General features: G+C 45.0%; 21 protein-coding genes and 1 tRNA gene. 7 read left to right on the top strand and 15 right to left on the bottom strand.

From position 1 onward, the window contains the following. Window positions 1-415 precede the first annotated feature (415 nt). A complete protein-coding gene (fabB, locus tag MSG38_RS12510) occupies window positions 416-1627 on the bottom strand; it encodes a beta-ketoacyl-ACP synthase I (protein WP_017062353.1) in 1212 nt (403 codons plus the stop codon). A 56-nt stretch (window positions 1628-1683) separates the two neighbouring features. Between fabB and mnmC the strand changes: the two genes are divergently transcribed. After that, the gene (gene mnmC / locus MSG38_RS12505) at window positions 1684-3834 is read left to right on the top strand and encodes a bifunctional tRNA (5-methylaminomethyl-2-thiouridine)(34)-methyltransferase MnmD/FAD-dependent 5-carboxymethylaminomethyl-2-thiouridine(34) oxidoreductase MnmC (protein ID WP_248401954.1); all 2151 of its coding nucleotides are present in this window, start codon (window positions 1684-1686) and stop codon (window positions 3832-3834) included. A 146-nt stretch (window positions 3835-3980) separates the two neighbouring features. Here the strand turns inward: mnmC and MSG38_RS12500 are convergent, their stop codons facing one another. The 3 genes from MSG38_RS12500 to MSG38_RS12490 form a co-directional block, all read right to left on the bottom strand. Then, window positions 3981-4502 carry an NADPH-dependent FMN reductase gene (locus MSG38_RS12500; RefSeq protein WP_248401953.1) on the bottom strand — a complete coding sequence of 174 codons (522 nt, stop codon included), beginning with the start codon at window positions 4500-4502 and terminating at the stop codon, window positions 3981-3983. A 177-nt stretch (window positions 4503-4679) separates the two neighbouring features. Next, the gene (locus tag MSG38_RS12495; RefSeq protein WP_017063425.1) at window positions 4680-4943 is read right to left on the bottom strand and encodes a YfcL family protein; all 264 of its coding nucleotides are present in this window, start codon (window positions 4941-4943) and stop codon (window positions 4680-4682) included. A 9-nt stretch (window positions 4944-4952) separates the two neighbouring features. After that, on the bottom strand, window positions 4953-5483 hold the full coding sequence (locus tag MSG38_RS12490; RefSeq protein WP_248401952.1) for an elongation factor P hydroxylase: 531 nt from the start codon (window positions 5481-5483) through the stop codon (window positions 4953-4955). Between the two features lie 299 nt (window positions 5484-5782). On the opposite strand from MSG38_RS12490, the gene MSG38_RS12485 reads away from it, so the two are divergent. Continuing rightward, the gene (locus MSG38_RS12485) at window positions 5783-6406 is read left to right on the top strand and encodes a trimeric intracellular cation channel family protein (protein ID WP_004734183.1); all 624 of its coding nucleotides are present in this window, start codon (window positions 5783-5785) and stop codon (window positions 6404-6406) included. A 113-nt stretch (window positions 6407-6519) separates the two neighbouring features. Here the strand turns inward: MSG38_RS12485 and aroC are convergent, their stop codons facing one another. After that, a complete protein-coding gene (gene aroC, locus MSG38_RS12480; RefSeq protein ID WP_004734182.1) occupies window positions 6520-7605 on the bottom strand; it encodes a chorismate synthase in 1086 nt (361 codons plus the stop codon). Between the two features lie 298 nt (window positions 7606-7903). Here aroC and MSG38_RS12475 point away from each other — a divergent pair, with 298 nt between their 5' ends. After that, complete coding sequence (locus MSG38_RS12475) at window positions 7904-8407, top strand: GNAT family N-acetyltransferase (RefSeq protein WP_248401951.1); 504 nt, start codon at window positions 7904-7906, stop codon at window positions 8405-8407. Between the two features lie 112 nt (window positions 8408-8519). Here MSG38_RS12475 and MSG38_RS12470 read toward each other — a convergent pair. Beyond that, a tRNA-Arg gene (locus MSG38_RS12470) sits at window positions 8520-8596 on the bottom strand. Window positions 8597-8807: 211 nt separating this feature from the next. On the opposite strand from MSG38_RS12470, the gene folD reads away from it, so the two are divergent. Next, a complete protein-coding gene (folD, locus tag MSG38_RS12465; RefSeq protein WP_248401950.1) occupies window positions 8808-9665 on the top strand; it encodes a bifunctional methylenetetrahydrofolate dehydrogenase/methenyltetrahydrofolate cyclohydrolase FolD in 858 nt (285 codons plus the stop codon). Between the two features lie 126 nt (window positions 9666-9791). Here the strand turns inward: folD and MSG38_RS12460 are convergent, their stop codons facing one another. The 5 genes from MSG38_RS12460 to MSG38_RS12440 form a co-directional block, all read right to left on the bottom strand. Then, complete coding sequence (locus tag MSG38_RS12460; RefSeq protein WP_248401949.1) at window positions 9792-11606, bottom strand: sodium:proton antiporter; 1815 nt, start codon at window positions 11604-11606, stop codon at window positions 9792-9794. Between the two features lie 185 nt (window positions 11607-11791). Further along, the gene (locus tag MSG38_RS12455; RefSeq protein WP_248401948.1) at window positions 11792-12991 is read right to left on the bottom strand and encodes a NupC/NupG family nucleoside CNT transporter; all 1200 of its coding nucleotides are present in this window, start codon (window positions 12989-12991) and stop codon (window positions 11792-11794) included. A 205-nt stretch (window positions 12992-13196) separates the two neighbouring features. Beyond that, complete coding sequence (locus tag MSG38_RS12450) at window positions 13197-14117, bottom strand: LysR family transcriptional regulator (protein WP_017063421.1); 921 nt, start codon at window positions 14115-14117, stop codon at window positions 13197-13199. A 152-nt stretch (window positions 14118-14269) separates the two neighbouring features. After that, complete coding sequence (locus MSG38_RS12445) at window positions 14270-15268, bottom strand: lytic murein transglycosylase (protein ID WP_048615080.1); 999 nt, start codon at window positions 15266-15268, stop codon at window positions 14270-14272. Between the two features lie 30 nt (window positions 15269-15298). Beyond that, entirely contained in the window at window positions 15299-15589 is a 291-nt protein-coding gene (locus tag MSG38_RS12440; protein WP_017062372.1) for a YcgL domain-containing protein, read from the bottom strand. A 219-nt stretch (window positions 15590-15808) separates the two neighbouring features. Here MSG38_RS12440 and minC point away from each other — a divergent pair, with 219 nt between their 5' ends. The 3 genes from minC to minE are packed head-to-tail and all read left to right on the top strand — an operon-like array spanning window position 15809 to window position 17575. After that, a complete protein-coding gene (gene minC, locus MSG38_RS12435; protein ID WP_248401947.1) occupies window positions 15809-16471 on the top strand; it encodes a septum site-determining protein MinC in 663 nt (220 codons plus the stop codon). 21 nt (window positions 16472-16492) lie between these two features. Beyond that, the gene (gene minD, locus MSG38_RS12430) at window positions 16493-17305 is read left to right on the top strand and encodes a septum site-determining protein MinD (protein ID WP_008221225.1); all 813 of its coding nucleotides are present in this window, start codon (window positions 16493-16495) and stop codon (window positions 17303-17305) included. 6 nt (window positions 17306-17311) lie between these two features. After that, window positions 17312-17575, top strand: a complete 264-nt coding sequence (gene minE, locus MSG38_RS12425; protein WP_010436847.1) for a cell division topological specificity factor MinE — start codon at window positions 17312-17314, stop codon at window positions 17573-17575. A 129-nt stretch (window positions 17576-17704) separates the two neighbouring features. Here minE and rnd read toward each other — a convergent pair whose 3' ends face one another. The 4 genes from rnd to MSG38_RS12405 form a co-directional block, all read right to left on the bottom strand. Beyond that, window positions 17705-18823, bottom strand: a complete 1119-nt coding sequence (gene rnd, locus MSG38_RS12420) for a ribonuclease D (RefSeq protein ID WP_050620928.1) — start codon at window positions 18821-18823, stop codon at window positions 17705-17707. A gap of 143 nt (window positions 18824-18966) precedes the next feature. Further along, on the bottom strand, window positions 18967-20661 hold the full coding sequence (gene fadD / locus MSG38_RS12415; RefSeq protein ID WP_017062375.1) for a long-chain-fatty-acid--CoA ligase FadD: 1695 nt from the start codon (window positions 20659-20661) through the stop codon (window positions 18967-18969). 106 nt (window positions 20662-20767) lie between these two features. Next, window positions 20768-21619 carry an alpha/beta hydrolase gene (locus MSG38_RS12410; protein WP_248402018.1) on the bottom strand — a complete coding sequence of 284 codons (852 nt, stop codon included), beginning with the start codon at window positions 21617-21619 and terminating at the stop codon, window positions 20768-20770. 49 nt (window positions 21620-21668) lie between these two features. Beyond that, window positions 21669-22229, bottom strand: coding sequence for a Slp family lipoprotein (locus MSG38_RS12405; protein ID WP_248401946.1), 561 nt, complete (start codon window positions 22227-22229; stop codon window positions 21669-21671). Between the last annotated feature and the right edge of the window lie 33 nt (window positions 22230-22262).

The following is a 22262-nucleotide window of genomic DNA, read 5'->3' as shown; positions in this document are numbered from 1 at the left end:
CACGGTGTCGAGTAGCAATTGGAATACATTATAAATAAAGGGCTGAATCACTGAGTCTGCACAAACAACAGGCATAAGATTCCATACCCAAATATCAAACGGCTAAAACGAAAAATGCCCGATTGAATAAACAATCGGGCAAACATCCAGAACAAAAGGATCCTATCTCGCTCTCCAGGAGACAGAGTCTTGCGTCTGTTCAACCAGTACTAACCAAGGTCAGTACTGGTCAAGCTCTGGAAACCTTTCAATTTCTAAACCCAGATTTAAAAACTATGTTCAAAAAACACGTTTACCAACCTATGTCTAAAAACTTTGTTCTGATGGTCATTATTACTGGGTGACCTGTGCGTGTTGAATCGGCACTAGCGCAACCCTTTAACGATTAACCTTGTCTCTGTAACTCAAGCTTAAGTTAAGCTTGGTACTTTTTGATTACTAGCGTTGCGTTCGTACCGCCGAAACCAAAACTGTTAGACATAACTGTAGTTAACTCTTGATCACGAGCTTCAGTTACGATGTCTAGGCCAGCAGCAGCTTCGTCTAGGTTCGAAACGTTGATGCTTGGAGCGATAAAGCCGTTATCTAGCATTAGCGTTGAGTAAATAGCTTCGTGTACGCCAGCAGCACCTAGAGCGTGACCTGTCATCGCTTTAGTTGCAGAAATTGCTGGGCTGTTGCCACCAAATACTTCTTGGATAGCGCCTAGCTCTTTAACGTCACCAACTGGAGTTGAAGTACCGTGAGTGTTCACGTAGTCAACGCCATCAACGTTTTGCATTGCCATCTTCATACAACGAACCGCACCTTCACCAGAAGGAGCAACCATGTCGTAGCCATCTGAAGTTGCGCCGTAACCCACGATCTCGCCGTAAATTTTTGCGCCACGAGCAACTGCGTGCTCAAGTTCTTCGATAACTAGCATGCCGCCGCCACCAGAGATAACGAAACCGTCACGGTCAGCATCGTAGGTACGAGAAGCAAGTTCTGGAGTGTCGTTGTACTTAGTAGAAAGTGCGCCCATTGCGTCGAACATCATAGTCAGAGACCAATCCAGCTCTTCACCGCCACCAGCAAATACAACGTCTTGTTTACCCAGTTGGATAAGCTCCATTGCGTGACCAATACAGTGTGCAGATGTCGCACATGCAGAACTCATAGAGTAGTTCACGCCACGGATTTTGAATGGTGTAGCAAGACAAGCAGAAACCGTAGAAGCCATTGTACGTGGCACCATGTATGGACCAACGCGCTTCACGCCTTTCTCACGGATGATGTCTACCGCGTTTACTTGGTTTAGAGATGAAGCACCACCTGAACCCGCAACGATACCCGTGCGGTCATTAGATACTTGATCTTCAGTTAAACCAGAATCAGCAATTGCTTGCTCCATTGAAAGATAAGCGAATGCCGCTGCATCACCCATAAAGCGCATTTTTTTGCGATCGATATGGTCAGCAGGGTTCATTTTTAGGTTACCCCATACTTGAGAGCGCAAGCCATTTTCCTTGAACTGCTCTGAAGCGGTAATACCAGATTTACCCTCTTTCAGTGATGCTAAAACTTCTTCGACGTTGTTACCGATACTTGAAACAATACCCATACCGGTGATTACGACTCGTTTCATGTGACATTCCTATAATTCTAAATTCAGCTAGATGATAACTAAGAAGCCTAACAAAAGTGGTCAGCTTTCCTAGAAATTCGTACAATCCCTACCAACATATCGCTTCAAATCACAAAATGATAGATTTTATGACTTCAATTACTAATGCAGAACTGGAATGGAATGAGTCTGGCACGCCAGTTTCAGACCAATTTGACGACGTTTACTTTTCCAATGTTAACGGTTTAGAAGAAACTCGCTACGTCTTTTTAAAGCAAAACCACCTTCCAGAGCGTTGGCTTGAACATGAACAACGCCGCTTTGTGATTGCTGAAACCGGCTTTGGCACAGGTTTGAACTTTCTTGCAGTTTGGCAATGGTTCGATGCTTTTCTTAAAGATAGCCCACAAGCGATGACCAAAGAGTTACATTTCATCAGTTTTGAAAAATATCCTTTAAATAAAGAGGATCTCATCAAAGCGCACCAATCGTGGCCAGAATTAGCCGAGTATGCGACGCAACTCCAAGAACACTACCCTATCGCTCTACCTGAGTGTCACCGCATTGTGCTGGGCGACGGTGCAATCACGCTTGATTTGTGGTTTGGCGATATTAAAGATTGCATGCCTAACGTACCAACCCCACGTGAAGGTTTGGTTGATGCTTGGTTCTTAGATGGTTTTGCTCCGAGCAAGAACCCAGAGATGTGGAATCAAAACCTATTCAACGGCATGGCCAAGCTCGCTAAGCAAGATTGTAGTTGCGCCACTTTCACCGCTGCTGGCTTTGTTCGCCGTGGCTTAATTGAAGCTGGCTTTGAAATGAAAAAGGTTAAAGGCTTTGGTACTAAGCGAGAAATGATTGCCGGCCGACTTGGCGAAAAGCAGGCTCATACCAACATAAAACCTTGGTATGACCTTTCTAAACACAGTGAATCACAAGACATTGCGATCATTGGTGGTGGTGTAGCCAGTGCTGTATTAGCCAAAACGCTAAGCCGTCGTGGTAAAAATATCACCCTTTACTGTGAACACCCACAAGCTGCGGGCAATGCCTCGGGTAACAACCAAGGTGCGATTTACCCGTTATTGAGTGAAGCGACCTCGAACGTGTCTCGCGTATTTGGCCCAGGGTTACTGTTTGCTCGTCAATTTATTAATCAAGCGGCTCAGTCTATCCAATTTGATCACAGCTGGTGTGGCGTGAACATCTTGATGTGGGATCAAGGCTCCACTAAAAAGCTCAACCGCATGTTGGAAGGCAACTTCCACACCGACCTAATTCAGCGTTTATCGCCAGAGCAAGCCAACGAAAAGATTGGCTTACCGGTCGATAAAGAGAGTGTTTACTTTCCTCTGGGTGGTTGGCTAAGCCCTCTTCAACTGACTCAAGGCTTGATTGGCAAGCTAGAAGAGAGCAACCAAGTGAGCGCACACTATCAACATCAAGTAACACAACTTGAGTGGCTCGAAGCTGAACAACAATGGTTACTGACGATTGAGACACCTCAAGGTGAGATTCAAACCAAACACGACCAAGTGGTTGTCGCGAATGGACACAAGTTCATTCAGTTTGAACAAACTCAGCCAGTACCTCTGACGCCAGTTAAAGGGCAAGTGAGCCATATTCCGACCACGGAAAATCTCAGCCAGCTAAAAACCGTGTTGTGCTTTGATGGCTACCTGACGCCACAGAATCCAAACAATGGTCATCACTGTATTGGTGCGAACTACGACAAAACCAATATCGATCAAGAATTTGATATTGAGGTTCAGCAGCACAATGGCGAGCGCCTACATGGGTCGTTACCAGACCAAGCATGGACAAAAGATGTCGACACCAGTGACAACTTAGCGCGCCAAGGTATCCGAAGCGTAAGCCGTGACCACCTTCCGTTTGTCGGAAACGTTGGTGACTTTGAAGCCATTAAGGAGCAGTACCAAGACCTGCACAACTTCAACCCGCAGCGTGACTCGGTTGAGGATGTTGAAACGGTAACAAGCTTCCCTAACCTATACTGCTTTATCGGGCTAGGCTCACGTGGCTTGAGCTCTGCACCATTATTGGCCGAAGTGTTAGCATCACAGATCTGTGGCGATCCGCTGCCCTTGCCTGTTGATGTGCTTGAGGCGATTCACCCAAGTCGAATGTGGGTACGCAGACTGCGTAAAGGTAAGGCATTAACGGCTGGATGGGTTGCTGACAAGCATTCTAAATCAAAGCCGTAGTTTCTAGTTCAGCTATTCTGAACATCTGAAATTTCTGAATATCTTGAACTAATAAGTTAAAAGCTAAAAAGCCCGAGCGACATTATGTCCCTCGGGCTTTTTGTTGTTCGTGTTGATCTAAACTGATGTTCTAAACGGAGCAGTATTTACAGCTTAGCAACCGCGTCTTTAATCTGTAGAGCGATCTCTTCGTTGCTGATAGAACCAGATTCAAAATCAAAGTTATCGTAGAAGCTTGGTACTGAAACTGACGCTTGCACGTTGCCACCGAAGTAAGGTGCAGAACCTGTTGCTGCGCCAAGTACCGCTTGTGCACCGCCAGGGCCCGGTGAAGTCGCTAGGTAAACCGCTGGCTTCTCGCCAAATACTGAACGCTCAATGCGTGTCGCCCAATCAAATAGGTTTTTGTACGCTGCTGGGTAGTGACCATTGTGTTCTGCGAACGAGATAACAAACGCATCAGCTTCAGCTAGGTCGCGCAAGAATGCTTGAGCGCCTTCCGCTTGGCCAATCTCTTTTTCAGTATCTTCACTGAACATAGGAACATTGTAATCGTTGATGTCTAGGACTTTAACTTCAGCACCTTCAATCAAGTTTGCTGCGTAAGTTGCTAGTGTTTTGTTGATTGAGGTAGAACTTGTGCTTGCGCCAAATGCGATAACTTTCATGATGTGACCTTTTCTGTAATTCCGTTAAGTGGGATTAGAATAACGTAGTAAGAAAATGGAACCATCACAAGAAATGAACGGACTCATTCAAAAATTTCGAACGAGTCTCAAATAAACCAGTTCGCTCAGCAAAATGGAAAGGAAGGGACTGAGCGGATAGTGATAAATAGTTAGCGATTAAGCTTGGTTTTGTAGCTCAACCCAAAGGTCATTAACGATAGTGCGGTCTGCTGGTGTTAGTTCAGAGCGAGCGTCGTCTAGGCTCTGTTCAATACGAGCTTTTACTTCAGCCACATCTTCAATGCCTTCTTCTTCACATGAAGCCACTGAAAGAGAAATATGACCACGTAAGTAACCACCAGCAAACAGTTCATCGTCTGATGCATTTTCAATGCGAGCATCAATTACTTCAAGTAGTTTTTCTTCAAATTCGATAATCATAATATTCTCTTATTTCACAATAAATTGGCTAGTACATAAAGGTTCTACATCGTAGAAGCTGCGTAATGCTTCAGAGAGCATTTTCACGCGAGGCGGAAGACCAGCTTCAAAGATACCCATGACTTCACTGTGTACTTTATTCATAAAGGCCAAACGATCTGGCTCAAAATCGCCGTGTAGATTGTCACAGCTAACATTAAAAGGAAAGCCCGCACTCATCGCAATGATCCATTCATACGCTTGTGGGCGAATTTCTACTTTTTCAAACTCAGCTTGAACCGTCTCAGTTCGACCATCAGGCTCATACCAATAGCCAAAATCTTCCAACAAACGACGCTCAGGCCCAGCGACACACCAGTGTGCTATTTCGTGTAGGGCTGACGCGTAAAAACCGCGAGCAAAAACGATACGGTGATGAGAAATCTGTTCGTCGGCTGGCAGGTAAATAGGTTCGTCTGCACCCAGTTCGAGCTTAGTATTGTAGCTCTCGAAAAAGGTTTGATTGAAAATATCGATGATGTCTGAGTATTGGTGCGTCATAAAATCAAATTTAAGTAAAAAGAACGGGGGCATTTTGCGTTTTTTTAAGCGCTCGGTAAAGCCCTATCACAAGCAATGGCATTGGGTTGACCCCAATACTTTACCGTGACAATCGATTGCAGATCCCAGATTACACTACTTTGAGGTGAATGATTAGTTTAGCTAATCTGAAATGCCCATTCACGGTACAAATATTCATTCGTCAATCAGCGTTTTTACTACTACACTCGCGCTTCATTTTTATATCCCTAAGGCCTATAAGACTCCAATTTATAGACCTATATTATAGAGCTACAGCAATGCTACTAAGTGTTTTGTATATCATTGGCATCACGGCAGAAGCCATGACCGGCGCTCTCAGTGCTGGCAAACAAAAAATGGATTGGTTTGGTGTAATGTTGGTTGCGAGTGCAACGGCAATTGGCGGCGGCACAGTACGCGATATCTTACTTGGCCATTACCCTTTAGGTTGGGTTGAAAACCCGCAGTATCTGGCGATCACCTGTATCGCAGGTGTTATCACAACAGGACTGGCTAAATGGGTAATCAAGCTAAAAGGCTTGTTCATTCGTTTAGATGCACTCGGGCTTATCGTGTTCAGTATCATTGGTACTAAGGTAGCGATGACTATGGGTCTTCACCCAATGATCTGCATGGTGTCTGCGCTAGTCACTGGCGTCTTTGGTGGTTTGCTGCGCGATCTTATCTGTCGTCAAACACCATTGGTATTGCATGAAGAGCTGTATGCATCTGTCGCACTTGTCGCTTCAGGTTTATACCTAGGTTTGCTTGAGCTTGGCATCAACGACGTAACCGCGACGATTGTTACGCTTGTGGTTGGTTACTTGCTGCGTATGGCGGCCGTGCGATTCAAGTGGCGTTTACCTTCGTTCCAGCTTGATCCGGAAAGCTCGGTACATTAGATAATATATTCTCAATTACGCACAATATAAAAAGGGTTGCTTCATTACGAAGCAACCCTTTTTTGTTTCTATCAAATCAGTTTCAAATCTGTTCTGAATTAAACGAAGCAGAACTAGATTTTTGGCGTTTCAGTGGTCACACCAAAGTTTTGACCACGGTGACGTAGCAAGTGATCAAGCAATACAATCGCTAACATCGCTTCTGCGATCGGCACAGCACGGATACCCACACATGGATCATGACGACCTTTAGTGATTAGCTGCGTTGCTTCACCGTCTTTAGTGATCGTGTCACCAGGAACGGTAATGCTTGATGTTGGTTTAAGCGCAATGCTTGCCACAATATCTTGGCCAGTAGAAATACCACCTAAGATACCGCCAGCATGGTTGCTGCTGAAACCTTCTGGAGTTAATGGATCACGGTGTTCACTACCGCGTTGATTAACCACATCAAAGCCATCACCAATCTCAACACCTTTCACCGCATTGATGCTCATTAGAGCGTGCGCGATGTCTGCATCTAAACGATCAAAGATTGGCTCACCAAGACCTACAGGCACTTTAGTCGCAACCACTTGAATCTTCGCACCAATCGAGTTGCCTTCTTTTAGCAAGTCACGAATCAGTTGGTCAAATTCCGGTACTTTGTCGGCATCTGGACAGAAAAAAGCGTTGTTTTCAATCTCGTTCCAATCCACTTTATCAATTGAGATATCACCCATTTGAGAAAGGTAAGCTTGGATCTCAACACCAAATTCTTGTTTTAGGTATTTCTTCGCAATCGCACCTGCCGCTACACGCATTGCAGTTTCACGAGCTGAAGAACGACCACCACCTCGGTAATCACGCACACCGTACTTTTGATGATACGTATAATCAGCGTGTCCAGGGCGGAACTTGTCTTTAATTTCGGAATAGTCTTTAGAGCGTTGGTCTGTATTTTCAATCAATAGACCAATAGAAGTGCCCGTAGTTTGGCCTTCAAATACACCTGATAAGATTTTCACTTCATCCGCTTCACGGCGAGCCGTTGTATAACGAGAAGTACCAGGGCGACGACGATCCAAGTCTCTTTGAAGGTCTGCTTCGGTAATTTCTAATCCTGGTGGGCACCCATCTACGATACATCCTAGTGCGATACCGTGACTTTCTCCGAACGTGGTCACGCGGAAATGTTGTCCGATACTGTTTCCTGCCATTACTTCCTCTAAATCAGCTATTGAGCAAAAGGTTTGATTCCTAAACCGACTGGCTAATAGCTTTACTTGTCTATTCTTCGTGAATTCATAGTGGCTTTATTACCAAATGATGTAAACCCCAAAAAACGAACAATTTTAACTTTCTATTACATGAGCCGAATGAAATGAATGACGAGGAGAAATGAGCGTCGCTTTGAAGTGTCCATTTTCACCAGTAACATTGCCCAATTAACAAAGGTTAATGAAGTCACTTTAAATACTCTCTATGTTGTACCCCACAATAATAAGGAGAAGAATAATGATTGAGTGGAGAGTTAAAAAGTTTACGGATCTGTCTGTTCAAGAGCTCTATAATTTCTTGCAGCAAAGAGTTGATATTTTTATTGTGGATATGAACACGCCCTACAGTGATTTGGATGGCAAAGATAACCATCCGGAGACTTATCACGTCATGGGCTACGAGAACGGACACTTAGTGGCTTACAGTCGAATTATGGCTCAGAAACTTGGGTATCCAACCGATGTACTTCCCCTGCTCGATTCAGACGCAAATGATGTTTGTATCGGACGAGTGATTGTCGCGAAGGACTATCGAGGCAAACAGGTAGGTAACCAACTCATGCAGGTGAGTTTTGATGCAACTCGAAAGATTTATCCTGACTGCTCAATTTTTATTTCGGCACAAGCACACCTTAAAGACTACTATGGTAAATTCGGTTTCGACGTGGTGACGGATAGTTATTTAGAAGATGGGTGCACGATGTTAGGCCTTCGATACATTCCAGAGGTCGTGGCTGTTTAACATAAACCAACAGATACGCCGACAAGCGAAGCCACAAATACAAAGAAGATTAGATTGCCCTGAAATGCAAAAAACCCGACAACTCGGAGAGTTATCGGGTTTCTTTAAATAATGGCACGCCCTGAAGGATTCGAACCTTCGACCACCTCCTTAGAAGGGAGGTGCTCTATCCAGCTGAGCTAAGGGCGCGCTACAGGAACGAATTATACGAATTCGAATCAGTAAAGCAACGGCTTTATGTAACATTCTGATCTAAGTGGGTAAAAAAAGGCCAACAAACATATAATTGTTGGAAAATAGACCAAAGCAAACGTTTGCTTGATGGTAATCAAAAAGATTTTCTGGAATAATGCGCCAAAAACATCAGCCACTAACTTGAATATCAATACTAAGGAAATTCATGACTGCTCAAAATATTGATGGAAAGCTAATTTCTCAAACGGTTCGCTCCGAAGTTGCTGCACGTGTAAAAGCTCGTACTGAAGCTGGATTACGCGCTCCGGGCCTAGCGGTTGTTTTAGTGGGTGAAGACCCTGCTTCTCAGGTTTACGTTGGAAGTAAGCGTAAAGCGTGTGAAGAAGTTGGCTTCGTATCTAAATCTTACGACTTGCCAGCCACTGCGACAGAAGACGAATTGTTAACACTGGTAGACCAACTGAACGACGATCCAGAGATCGACGGTGTTCTTGTTCAACTGCCTCTACCAGCAGGCATTGATAGCACTCACGTTCTTGAGCGTATCACGCCAGAAAAAGACGTTGATGGCTTCCACCCATACAATGTCGGCCGTTTGGCTCAGCGCATGCCTAAGCTTCGCTCTTGCACGCCAAAAGGCATCATCACGCTGCTTGACCGTTACAACATCGACTTACGTGGTAAGCACGCGGTTGTGGTTGGCGCATCAAACATTGTAGGTCGCCCAATGACGCTAGAGCTTCTTCTAGCAGGTTGTACAACGACTACATGTCACCGCTTCACCAAAGACCTTGAAGGCCACGTACGTCAAGCAGACGTTGTTGTAGTTGCCGTTGGTAAGCCTAACTTCATTCCTGGTGCTTGGATTAAGAAAGGCGCTGTTGTGGTCGATGTGGGTATCAACCGTTTGGAGTCTGGCAAACTAGTGGGTGACGTTGAATACGACGTAGCGAAAGAAAGCGCAAGCTTCATCACACCTGTACCGGGTGGTGTTGGTCCAATGACGGTTGCAAGCCTAATCGAGAACACAATGATCGCTTGTGAGCAATTTCACTCGAAGTAATCCGCAGCGCATATAAATAAAATTAGAAAGCCGCAACGTGATGAACGTTGCGGCTTTTTTGATGCTTTGGTACTTAGCTATTCGTTTTTACAACGGGGTGACTCGCTTTTGATGAAGTGCTCGTTGCTACTTATCTGGAGTCTCAACTTTTTCCGTCTGTTCAGAAGGCGGTAATAAACTAATAAGCTCACACTCCGTTGATATAAGTTTTTCCAACTCAGCTCCTTGTGTAATTAAACGGAAATCACCGCCATTAAACACCCCAAGAGGGATAGCTTTAGGGTACAGCGCGTTAAACTCTTTTAAATCAAATGCCTCGGTCAAACCTGTACTTTTAATTTGGCTACCCTGAGCCATCAACGAGTTAAGCTTGGAATAGGTAATCCCTTCCGAAAATAGACTTCTATTGCCATCGCGACTCACTTGATGCCTTTCATGTTTATTCTCTGAGGATTCAAGCTCAAACACCTTATTCTCACCAAACTCGTCTTGATAGTGCATGCTAACTAACGGGTTAGTTTGACGATAAGGCGACACGATCATCGCACGCCCTATCCCATCCAATTCCAGATTGTTTTCAGCGTGGCTCGAAGCCGGGTTACCAAAATAAACATTCAAGTTTTCCATGCGTGCTAAGCGAATGCTTTCCCAGTTGGTATCGGCAAGCACACTGTTGATGTTGTGTGTCGCCAACACTTTGGCAAACTGGCGTGAAAACTGAGTCGCACCAAAGAAGATAACGCCTTGTGCCTTCTCTTGAGTCACACCCAACCTTCTCGCCCACCAACTTGCGGTAAGGCTTTGAATCACAACCGTACCGATGATGACCAAGAACACCATTGGCACCAGTAGATCAGCCCCTTCAATCAATTGCTTCTCTTGAAGTTTGATAGCAAACAGAGAAGAAACTGCGGCAGCAACGATCCCGCGAGGTGCCATCCAGCTCAAAAACCATTTATCTGCTGAAGTAAGATCCGTGCCGATCCCGCTGATCCACACGCTCAAAGGACGAGCCACCAGCATGACGACCGCTAATAAGCCAATACCGCCCCAACCTATTGAAAGGAAAGTCCCAGAATCAAGTCTACTCGCCAGTAAGATAAACAAGGCAGAAATGAGTAACACGGTTAAGGTCTCTTTGAACTCAATAATATCTTCAAGATCCAAGCCTTTCACGTTGGCGAGCCAGATACCCATGATGGTCACGGTTAATAGGCCAGACTCTTCACTCAGATCATTAGAAAAAGAGAACGCCGCCAACATCAACGTTAGGACTGCCACGTTACGCAAATAATGCGGAACCCAATGCCCTTTCAGCATCTTGGCAATCAAATAGCCACCGATGATCCCTAAGCCTAAACCGATGGCTAGAGTCAGCCCCAAAGCCGACAGTACATGGCTTGTAGGATCGGCTGAAGAAACAATGTATTCGTAAACGAGAACGGCAAACAGAGCGCCAATCGGATCAATCACTATCCCTTCCCAGCGCAAGATGCTGCCTAACGAAGATTTGGGCTGAATGCTGCGCAGCATGGGAACAATAACGGTTGGACCCGTCACCACCACTAAGGCAGCAAACAGCGCGGCTAATGGCCAACTGAAGTCCACAAAGTAATAAGCACCAACAACAATACACGCCCAAGTAATCAGCATGCCGAAACTCACGAGGTGCGTCACCATACGACCATGACCTCTTATTTCCTTGAAATTCAGGGTCAATGCACCTTCAAACAGAATAATAGCGACACCTAATGAAATCAGCGGAAATAGCACGTCACCAAAAATGGCATCGGGATTAAGGATGTTAAGACCGGGACCTAAAAGTAGGCCGACAATAAGAAGAGGAAGAATAGCAGGAAGACGTAAGCGCCAGCCTAACAATTGACACGTTAAGGACAGCAGTCCAATTAACGCCAAGGATGAAGTAATCGACAAATCCATTTGTGCCCCTAAAAAATTTGCACCACACCTTGTGATACAAACCTATTTGCTGAAACAAGAAAGCCTATGTAATTAAACTATAGGCTCTCTTTTTCATGCTAACCGAATATTAGTGTGATTAATCAGTCACTTTACTATAGGGGAAATAAAGTGACTGACTCATCCACTCTGTACTTATCATCTAGCTACAGAGAAAGCACCACGCCAGCGATCGCAGCGCTCATTAAGTTGGCAAGCACACCCGCACAAATCGCTTTGAAGCCATATTGTGAGATGAAAGAGCGACGCTCTGGAACTAAGCTACCCAAACCGCCAATCAGAATCGCCATGGTAGAGATGTTAGCAAAACCACATAGTGCAAAAGTAACGATCGCTTTTGAGTGCTCACTCAGTGCATCTTTTACGTCCATTAACTGGATGAAAGCCACAAACTCATTCACAACGATTTTGTTACCGATCAGCGAGCCTGCAACCACAGCTTCAGACCACGGTACACCGATCAGCCATGCAACGGGTGCGAACACATAACCTAGGATAAGTTCGAAGCTTAGGTTTACGCCAAACCAGCCACCAACAATACCTAACAAGCCATTCAGCATCGCAATCACACTGATAAAGGCTAGAAGTGTCGCACCCACCGCAACGGCAATACGAAGTCCAGACATAGCCCCATCTGCCATTGCCTCAACTACGTTTGTTGCTCGTGGAATCTCTACACCAGACTCAATATCTTCTTGAACATCCTCTGGGCTGCCTGGTACTAAGATTTTAGCCATCAATAGACCAGCTGGTGCCGACATGAATGCCGCAGCGATCAGATAGTTTAGGTCAACACCCAGCGATGCATAACCCACTAGCGTGCCGCCAGCAACAGAAGCCAAACCACACACCATAACAGCAAACAGTTGTGAATCTGTCATGTGTTTTAAGTAAGGTTTAACCACCAATGGCGCTTCAATCATGCCGACAAAGATATTGGCAGTCGCAGACAGTGATTCCGCACGACCTGTGCCCAAGAATTTCTGTAGCGCACCACCAATAAGGTTGATCACCTTTGGCATAAAGCCGATGTGGTACAAACCTGAAATCAGTGCAGAGAAAAAGATAATGATGCCAAGAACATTAATCGCGAAAACAAATCCGTTATTCGTTAGGCCACCAAATAGGAAGTTAATCCCCTCTTGACCGTAGTTGATCAAGCTAGATACCGCACCCGTGGCTGCATTCAACGCTTCTTTACCCATTGGTACATACAGAACCAATAGCGCGAATGAGATTTGTAATAAGAAAGCCAAAGAGACTGTTCTTAGTGGAATATTTTTTCTGTCCGTAGATAGTAACCAAGCGGCAACTAAAATAGTGATAATTCCAAGTAGGGAAGCCATGTGCGTCAACCTAAAAGTTGTAGATAGGAAAGGCGACGCATTCTATAGAGGAAATCGTTTGCGGCAAGCTGAGGTTGTTAACGTGATGTTGGGGTATTCACGATTTAACTATGAATATAATTAAGTTATTGAATTTTAATAATTAACTTTGATTAAAAAGCGTACTTTTTCCATATGGAAATTATATTTATAGATTAGGAAACAGTTAACGATGCAGTTCAACGCAAGTTTTGAGGTTTTTGTCCCAATACGTCGGCGACCCAATATGATCTTTGATGAACTCAATCACAGCTGAAAGCTTCTTCGGCATGTTCTTTCGGCTCGGGTAAACGGCATAAAATGGCATCAGCTGACTGGCTCTCCACTCTGGTAATACTTGAATCAGCTTGCCCGTTCTAAACTCTTCTTTCACTAAGTAAGTCGCCAAATAAGCAACGCCCCACCCTGATACTGCCGCGTCTCGTACTGCCTCAGCCAAATCGACTGAGTAATCGCCCGCGACTTTGACGCTGAGGTTTTCTTGCCCGTTGTCAAACGCCCACGATGTGTAATCTCGTTCACGGCTGCGATAGATAAGACAGTTATGGTCAATCAAATCGGAAGGTACATGTGGCGTCCCAGCCTTAATCAGATAATCCGGTGACGCAGCCACCACAAACTGGCTGTCGGCTAATCGCTGCGCAATGTAACCTTCAGGCAAGTCTTCATTGTTGGTGATCCAGAGATCCAAGCGCTCTTCAATCATGTCCACCTTGTAGTCGAACAAGTGGACCTCGATTCTCAACTGAGGATAAAGCTGTCTGAGTTGATCAATCGCAGGAATGATATGGAGTGTGCCAAATGACTGCGACAAACCGACGCGTAGTATTCCAGAGATATCATCGCGCTGGCTGTCCATATCCATCTGAGCTGCTTTTACCGTGTTAAACAACTGCTCACAATGTTGATAGAACACGTCTCCCGCTTCAGTCAGCGTGAGGCTTCGTGTGGTTCGTTGCACCAGCTTGATGCCGATTGAGTCTTCAAGCAAAGCGACTTGCTTACTGATATGAGACACCGAAACGTTCAAGCTTTTTGCAGCACTGGTAAAGCCTTCGTGCTTGATCAGCGCATGAAATATCACCATCTGTGCAGCTCTATCTGTTAGCACAAGATCACCTTATTAAATCTCTGAAATATAAAATCAAAAAGGACTCCGAAGAGTCCTTTAGTTCGTTCTGCCTATGGTAGGCCAATTGCTATCAAAGCAAGCTATACCGATAAATACAATTAGGTCTACTAATCAAACTTGATTCTGTCTGCTAGATGGCTAACAGCCAAAGCAAAGTAGTAAGAACGATTCCACTTCATTAACACATTGTAGTTGTTATAAATGAGGTACGAACGACCCGCTTCGTCATCCGGCATAATCAACCAAGCTTTAATGTCTTCATCAAGCGTTGGCAGTGGGCGATCGTCATAGCGTTTAATACCGAGTTCAGACCACTCTTTTAAGTATTTCGCTTTGTCTTCGTCTCGACCCTGTAAATCGATCGACACGGTTGACGGAACATGAACCTGACGACCCCAAGTATATTTGTCATCCCACCCTGATTGGCTGAGATAATTGGCCGCCGAAGCAAATACGTCTTCTTCAGTGCCCCAAATGTCTTTCTTGCCATCACCACTGCCATCAGCGGCGTAAGCTAAGAATGAGCTTGGCATAAACTGAGGTTGACCCATCGCACCAGCCCAAGAGCCTTTCATCTCTTTTGGTGCAATATGGCCTTGATCAAGAATCTTCAATGCCGCCATCGCTTCGCTACGGAAGAAAGCTTCTCGGCGTCCTTCATAAGCCATGGTCGTTAAGGCGTCGATAACGCTGTAATTGCCCGTAAACTTACCAAAATTACTCTCAACGCCCCATAGCGCGACAATGAATCTTGGTTGAACACCATATTCATCACCAATACGCTTTAACGCGGTGTAATGCTCCTTGTAGAGTGACCTTGCTTGCTTCACTTTCCAATCTGGAACTGCTCGTGGAATGTATTCATCCAGAGTCAGTTTTTTCTCAGGTTGGTTTTTGTCGGCTTTTACCGCTCTTGGCTTAAACGTTACACCATCAAAGGCTTCATCAATGATCGCTTCAGAGATGCCTTCTTCACGGCCTTGTTGTTTTAGTTTTTCTACATATTGCTCGAAGCTCAGTTCTTCAGCTTGTACTGAACTTATGGTCAGGCTATTACCCAATAGTAATGCCGACACAGCCAATATGGTTTTCGAAAATTTACTCAACGATCACTCCTCCTTGAATTGAGGTGGCTATCACTCTTCGTCTTGAGATTTCTGTTGGGCTTTACGCTCTTTATGAAGCTCAAGTTCGTTAACTGGTGGTGGTGGAACCTGCAAAAAGAAACCATCGGTATTCAGTGATTCTTTCACTTTTTCGATGTTTACTTGAGCCAGTTTACGGCCATCCATTTTAATTACCATTACAAAACTAGGTTTACCAAACATTTGCATCAATGCGTCAGGAACTTGTGAAAAATCATCCTTCTTAGGGATATAAAGGTATGTTCCTTCTTTCTTTGAGCTTTTATATATAGAACACAGCATGACAAACCTTTTAATTGATTATGACTACAAAACTCTCACTTGCGAGATCAATAGTTTATGTTAGGGAAATATTGGGAACAAAACGTCCATTTGACAACAAGATTACTTGCTGTGCTTGGTTTGGGAATATAACATGATAAACCTAGTTTCAGGCAATGCCCTTTATTTTATTGATAAAGAAATTGTACCAATCCGCTATTGAGGTCCTGTAGTTTTTCGATGTCTAGTAACCCAGATCTAAAAGGTAGCAGCTTTACGCTATCTGTTTTGCACTTATCCGATGATCAAGTCGAAAATGCAGTCTCTTTTCTTCAAGAGAAAGTAGACCAAGCACCTACGTTTTTCGCTGCCGCGCCTGTTGTTATCAACATCAGCAAAGTTGTGGGCGATATCGATTTTGTGCAACTTAAAAATGGTATATCTCAAGCGGGCATGATCCCAGTTGGTGTGGCTGGCTGTTCTGATAAGCGCATGCAAAATCTCGCCAAAGAAGCCGGTTTTGCGGTGATGACGGCAAGCAAGTCGCCATCTCAAGCTCCAGCGAAGATGGCACCAATCAAAGTGATTAGAACCCCTATTCGTTCTGGTCAGCAGGTTTATGCGAAAGATGGCGATCTATTGATACTCAGCCATGTGAGTGCAGGCGCGGAAGTGATTGCCGATGGTAGCATCCATATTCATGGCACTTTACGCGGCCGTGCGATTGCAGGTGCAAGTGGTCAAACTGAAGCAAAAATAATTTGTAATGACTTACAAGCCGAGCTGGTTTCCATTGCTGGAAATTACTGGCTCAGCGATCAAATTGAAAGCGAGTACTGGCAGAAGAAAACCATGTTCAGTATGGCAAACGATGTATTACACGTTGATGTCCTCGCAATATAAGAGAAATAAAAGGAAAACAGAATGGCACGCATTATCGTTGTAACGTCAGGTAAAGGCGGGGTAGGCAAAACGACCTCCAGTGCAGCTATTGCCTCGGGTCTGGCTTTAAAAGGAAAGAAAACCGCAGTTATCGACTTTGATATCGGTCTGCGTAACCTAGATTTAATCATGGGTTGTGAGCGTCGTGTTGTGTACGACTTCGTTAACGTTATCAATGGTGAAGCGACGTTGAACCAAGCGATGATCAAAGACAAGCGCACCGAGAACCTGTTCATTCTTCCTGCTTCTCAAACTCGTGATAAAGACGCACTAACAAAAGATGGTGTTCGTCGTGTATTTGATGAGCTGGATGAAATGGGCTTTGATTTCATCATCTGTGATTCTCCTGCGGGTATCGAACAAGGCGCTCTAATGGCGTTGTACTTCGCTGATGAAGCGATTGTAACCACGAACCCAGAAGTCTCTTCAGTACGCGATTCAGACCGTATTCTAGGTATTCTTGACTCTAAATCTCGTCGTTCAGAAGACGGCCTAGAGCCAGTGAAAACACACCTTCTACTGACTCGCTACAACCCAGCTCGCGTAAATCAAGGTGAGATGCTGAGTGTGGAAGATGTTGAAGAGATCCTACACATTTCTCTACTGGGCGTAATCCCTGAGAGCCAAGCGGTACTGAACGCATCGAACAAAGGTGTTCCAGTGATCTTTGACGAAGCAACCGACGCAGGTATGGCTTACAATGATACTGTAGAGCGACTACTGGGTAGCCAAGTTGACTTCCGCTTCTTAACGGAACAGAAGAAAGGCATCTTCAAACGACTGTTCGGGGGCTAATGCACAATGTCATTATTAGAGTTTTTTAGACCACAGAAAAAGACAACCGCAAACCTAGCCAAAGAACGTTTGCAAATCATTGTTGCCGAACGACGCAGCCATGACGATCCAGCGCCGTCTTACCTGCCGCAACTGAAAGAAGACATCTTGAAGTGTATTGCCAAGTACGTTGAGGTTGATCCTTCAATGGTTGATCTGACTTTTGAACACAAAGATGACGACATCTCAGTACTAGAACTGAATGTTAAGCTTCCAGAAGAAGATCGATAATCTTTCTGTACAAGATCGGCAGGTAATACACTTGCTTGTATTGATTGAATAAAAAAGAGAGCCTAGGCTCTCTTTTTTATATGTGCAGTTTATAGCTGTAACTAAGTTAGGCTTTAAAGCAGCAAACGGTTATTTGATCGCTTTACTCAGCTTTTCGCCAACCACATCTAAACGCCAGCCTTGCATAACATCAGGCAGCTTCTCTGGGTTACGATCGTGCTTCCACACCCAGCTTAACACTTGGTTAAGTTGCTTCTTCGATGCCAAGAATTCCGTCGCCAAACCACTGTGCTGTGATGCCGTTTTCACTTCATCTTTCAACACTTTGAACAGTTGCTTGTAGCCAGGGAAGTCCATTAGACGTTCTACTGGTGCTGGGTACTCTTCTTCTGGTGTATGTTCAGCTAACTTAACAATTGAGCTGATCTTCGCACCATGGCGACGCACAGAGCGGTAATCGAAACCTTCTTGCTCCATGTGCTTAGGATCTTTCATCGCAAAACGCGCCACAGCCCATAGGTCTTGTTCCTTGAAGACAAAGTTCAGCGCCAAATCGCGCTTTATTGCTTCTTTTAGACGCCAAGTTGCTAAAGGTCGTAAGATCGCTAATTGCTTAGGTTTAAGCTGCCACGCCCCTTTAATATCAAGATAGGCTGTATCTGGGTTTACTTTACGAATACGCTTGGCAACTTGTAAATCAGACTCTTGTTGAGCCGCTTCCCACCAGCCAGCTTCCATCACTTTTTCTAGAAGCTTGTTGTACATTGGCATTAGGTAATGCACATCTGCCGCTGCGTAGTCTAACTGCTTTTGAGAAAGCGGACGCGCTAGCCAATCAGTGCGCGATTCACTCTTATCGAGATCAACACCAACAAACTCTGAAACCAGAGCAGCAAAGCCCGTTGATAAACCATGACCTAAGAAAGCTGCCATGATCTGGGTATCAACCATTGGGGTTGGTGTGCAGCCAAATGCGTTTTGGAACACTTCCAAATCTTCACCGCAAGCGTGCAGCACTTTCAGAACAGAAGCGTCTTTCAACAGTCCAACAAATGGTGTCATTTCACCAAGAGCAATAGGGTCAATCAGTGACAGCGTTTCACCATCAAATAACTGAATTAAGCCTAATTGAGGGTAATAGGTTCTTGTACGAACAAACTCCGTATCAAGCATAACGACATCGGCTTCACGTGCTTGTTGGCAAACTCGCTCAAGGTCTTTCAATTGGGTAATGATTTGATAATCCACAAAAACTCTCACAGGTTTCTATTTGATCGCCGGATACAAAAATGCCGACATTAACTGTCGGCATTCTAACACCATTTTTCAGCGCTCGCTTAGATTAAGCGCCTCAATGGTTTTGGTGCAGTACTTTCTGGTAAACGGGCTAGTTATTCGCTAGCGCGTTTCGCAAGTTCTGCATCGTTTTCTTCACGCAGTACGCGGCGTAAGATCTTACCTACGTTAGTCTTTGGAAGATCATCTCTGAACTCGACTAATTTAGGGATCTTGTAACCCGTTAGGTGCTCACGACAGTGCGCGATAATGTCTTCTTTGGTCAGGCTAGGGTCACGCTTAACCACGTAGATCTTAACCAACTCACCAGACACTTCATGAGGCTGGCCGATAGCTGCTACTTCTAACACTTTGCCATGCAGAGCCACTACGTCTTCAATCTCGTTCGGGTAGACGTTGAAGCCTGATACAAGAATCATGTCTTTCTTACGGTCAACGATGTACAACAAGCCTTCGTCATCAAACTTAACGATGTCACCTGTCGATAACCAACCGTCTTGATCGATCACTTCTTTAGTCGCTTCAGGGCGCTGCCAGTAACCTTGCATCACTTGAGGACCACGAACTTGTAGTTCGCCTACTTGGTCATTAGCAATAACCTTACCTTCATCATCAACAATACGAACTTCTGTCGATGGTACTGGTAGGCCGATAGCACCTGTGTAGTCTTTCAGGTCGTATGGGTTACCCGTTACCAGTGGTGAACACTCAGTTAAGCCATAGCCTTCCAATAGGTGAATGCCTGTCGCTTTCTTCCATTGCTCAGCAACAGCGCGTTGAACCGCCATGCCGCCGCCAACAGATAGGCGTAGGTTACTGAAATCCAACTCGTGGAAATCTTCGTTATTAACTAGCGCATTAAACAAGGTGTTTACGCCGGTAATTGCGGTAAACGGAACCTTTTGCAGCTCTTTAATAAAGCCAGGAATGTCACGAGGGTTAGTAATTAGAAGGTTACGACCACCCATCTCAACAAACAGTAAGCAGTTCACCGTCAGTGCAAATACGTGGTAAAGCGGTAATGCCGTTACAACCAACTCGCGGCCTTCTTGCAGAACAGGACCATAAGCCCCTTTCGCTTGAAGTACGTTCGCAATCATATTGCGGTGCGTTAGGATTGCGCCCTTCGCTACACCCGTAGTACCACCTGTGTACTGTAGGAACGCGATGTCATCACCCGCCATGAACGGCTTCACATATTGAAGACGACGACCTTTGTGCAGCGCTTTTCTGAATGAAATAGCACCCGGCAGATCATACTTAGGCACCATGCCTTTTACGTATTTCACTACGAAGTCGACAATGGTCCCTTTCGCGCGTGGCAGCATTTGCCCTAGGCTAGTTAGAACAACGTGTTTAACCGGTGTGTTATCAACGACTTTCTCTAAAGTGCTCGCAAAGTTAGATACGATAACAATCGCCTTTGCACCAGAATCGTTCAGTTGATGTTCAAGCTCACGAGGTGTGTACAGTGGGTTGACGTTCACTGCAATCATACCGGCACGCAATACACCAAACAGTGCAATTGGGTATTGCAGTAGGTTTGGCATCATTAGCGCGACGCGATCGCCCTTCTTCAGTTTCAAGTCATTCTGTAGGTAAGCAGCGAAAGCACGGCTGCGCTCTTCAAGCTTACGGAATGTCATAATCGAGCCCATGTTCTCGAATGCAGGTTGGTCCGCGTACTTCTGTACCGACTGTTCAAACATTTCGACAAGAGATGGGTACTGATCTGGGTTGATCGTTTCTGGTACGTCACTTGGATAACGTGAAAGCCAAGGTTTATCCACGATGTTACTCCTCGTTTATCAGCTGACGACTGCTTCGCCGCTTTTTATCATTGCGGTATTACAGCACAGCTTTAGTGCATGAGCACTAAAAGGCTCAAACACTTGTTTAAATTTTGTTAACTACACCAAGAATTAGCTCTGAAACTAGCTCTGGGCTCTCTAAATGACAATGATGTCCACCAGGAACAGTCTCTATTTGCAGAGGACTATGCACTGATTTGTAGCGATTATGCTGCAAATGTCGGAATCCATCATTCCCTAGGATTATTAATTGAGGGCATTCAATAGCCGCCATAATCGCTTCAGCGTGCGCCTGTGACATTCGATATAACGAGTCACATTTTAGATTAGGGTCGCATCGCCATTGCCAAGAGTTCTCGAACTCGACAATACCTCGCTCAACAATAGGAGCGATTAATTCAGCATTAATTTGGTTGGCGTGAGCTCTCAGCTTAATAGCATCCTCAAGGCTTGCCAGAGGACGTGAAGGCTTTCTTCGCTGTCGAAGACGACTGAGTACCCCATCCCTCAAACGAGAGACTGTTTCGTGGGGAGCTTCAGAAAGAGGTCCGTGACCTTCAATTTGAATTAATCCTGACACCTTTTCAGGAAAGGCGGCACTATAGCAACTTGCTATCAATGCACCAAGTGAATGTCCTACCAGTACCAGTCTGTTTGGCGATAATTTAGTCACCAACTGATGCAAGTCATCAATATAATCATGAAATGGGTAGTAACTTCCCGATTTGTGCGACGAGAAGCCGTGTCCGAAGAGGTCGATAGCTACAAGGTGAGCATTGGGAGCAAGTTTGGCGACTTGCTGCATAACCTGGTTAAAACTGGACGAATTGTCCAACCACCCATGAATAAAAACGACCGTCGTTGCGGTCGTTTGTGGGTTGCCAATCTGTTGTGTTGCAAGCGTCCCGCCCGCAAGGGAGTATGACTTTTCAATCATCAAACATGTAGTTCCATCTGTTTGCGCAATCAACGTGGAATAAAGTTAATTACTCTACGTCCTGTATCACTCGGCCTTGTCTTGGCATCGTTTGAAAGCTGCGGCAATGTAAACTTCTGCACGAGTAGTAGGTTGGTGCAAAATCGTTAACAACAACGCGCTCAGTAATGTTCCACAGTCGTTGGTTGTCCACTTTCATTACAGGGAAGGTGTAAGGGTATTCCCCTATTTTTCCATCTTCACTTCCAATTGACTGACCAACCAAAGTAATCAGACGACCTTCTGCAAAGCTTAGAGGCTCAACGTACCCTTCAATATAACCAACAAAACGTCCGCTTGGCTCTGCGTCTAGGTCTGGCTTACCGCTACTCGAAATCGGCATATTAGCGACTTCGATTCGAGTCCTGTCTTTCAAGTTGGTCACTTTAGAGATAACGCCACCTAATCGAACACTTTTCGCATCCGGTAGTTGGTCGACCCATTGTTGGTAATCGCTAATCACAGGCTCTGATTTTGCTTCAAGCTCGCTAGGAAGTGATGAACACCCGGCAAGTACCAAGACACCAAGAGAAAGGGCTATTAAGCGTGATTTAGAGAGATAATTTGACATGGTTCTGGTCCTTAAACAGGCATTAATAAGAAG

It is taken from the genome of Vibrio sp. 1CM24A, assembly GCF_023161725.1.
Taxonomy (GTDB): Bacteria; Pseudomonadota; Gammaproteobacteria; order Enterobacterales; family Vibrionaceae; genus Vibrio; species Vibrio coralliirubri.
Note: the sequence above shows the minus strand (reverse complement) of the source record. Positions and strands in the feature narration are given on the sequence as shown.

Bases quoted from the DNA above. Each gene is read 5' to 3' on its own strand.
- MSG38_RS12455 (WP_248401948.1), bottom strand. From the start codon at position 12,991: ATGGCTTCCCTACTTGGAATTATCACTATTTTAGTTGCCGCTTGGTTA.
- MSG38_RS12410 (WP_248402018.1), bottom strand. From the start codon at position 21,619: ATGATTGAAAAGTCATACTCCCTTGCGGGCGGGACGCTTGCAACACAA.
- folD (WP_248401950.1), top strand. From the start codon at position 8,808: ATGACTGCTCAAAATATTGATGGAAAGCTAATTTCTCAAACGGTTCGC.
- MSG38_RS12475 (WP_248401951.1), top strand. From the start codon at position 7,904: ATGATTGAGTGGAGAGTTAAAAAGTTTACGGATCTGTCTGTTCAAGAG.
- MSG38_RS12490 (WP_248401952.1), bottom strand. From the start codon at position 5,483: ATGACGCACCAATACTCAGACATCATCGATATTTTCAATCAAACCTTT.
- MSG38_RS12440 (WP_017062372.1), bottom strand. From the start codon at position 15,589: ATGCTGTGTTCTATATATAAAAGCTCAAAGAAAGAAGGAACATACCTT.
- minD (WP_008221225.1), top strand. From the start codon at position 16,493: ATGGCACGCATTATCGTTGTAACGTCAGGTAAAGGCGGGGTAGGCAAA.
- MSG38_RS12460 (WP_248401949.1), bottom strand. From the start codon at position 11,606: ATGGATTTGTCGATTACTTCATCCTTGGCGTTAATTGGACTGCTGTCC.
- MSG38_RS12405 (WP_248401946.1), bottom strand. From the start codon at position 22,229: ATGTCAAATTATCTCTCTAAATCACGCTTAATAGCCCTTTCTCTTGGT.
- minC (WP_248401947.1), top strand. From the start codon at position 15,809: ATGTCTAGTAACCCAGATCTAAAAGGTAGCAGCTTTACGCTATCTGTT.
- minE (WP_010436847.1), top strand. From the start codon at position 17,312: ATGTCATTATTAGAGTTTTTTAGACCACAGAAAAAGACAACCGCAAAC.
- MSG38_RS12500 (WP_248401953.1), bottom strand. From the start codon at position 4,502: ATGAAAGTTATCGCATTTGGCGCAAGCACAAGTTCTACCTCAATCAAC.
- MSG38_RS12485 (WP_004734183.1), top strand. From the start codon at position 5,783: ATGCTACTAAGTGTTTTGTATATCATTGGCATCACGGCAGAAGCCATG.
- MSG38_RS12450 (WP_017063421.1), bottom strand. From the start codon at position 14,117: ATGGTGATATTTCATGCGCTGATCAAGCACGAAGGCTTTACCAGTGCT.
- aroC (WP_004734182.1), bottom strand. From the start codon at position 7,605: ATGGCAGGAAACAGTATCGGACAACATTTCCGCGTGACCACGTTCGGA.
- fabB (WP_017062353.1), bottom strand. From the start codon at position 1,627: ATGAAACGAGTCGTAATCACCGGTATGGGTATTGTTTCAAGTATCGGT.
- MSG38_RS12495 (WP_017063425.1), bottom strand. From the start codon at position 4,943: ATGATTATCGAATTTGAAGAAAAACTACTTGAAGTAATTGATGCTCGC.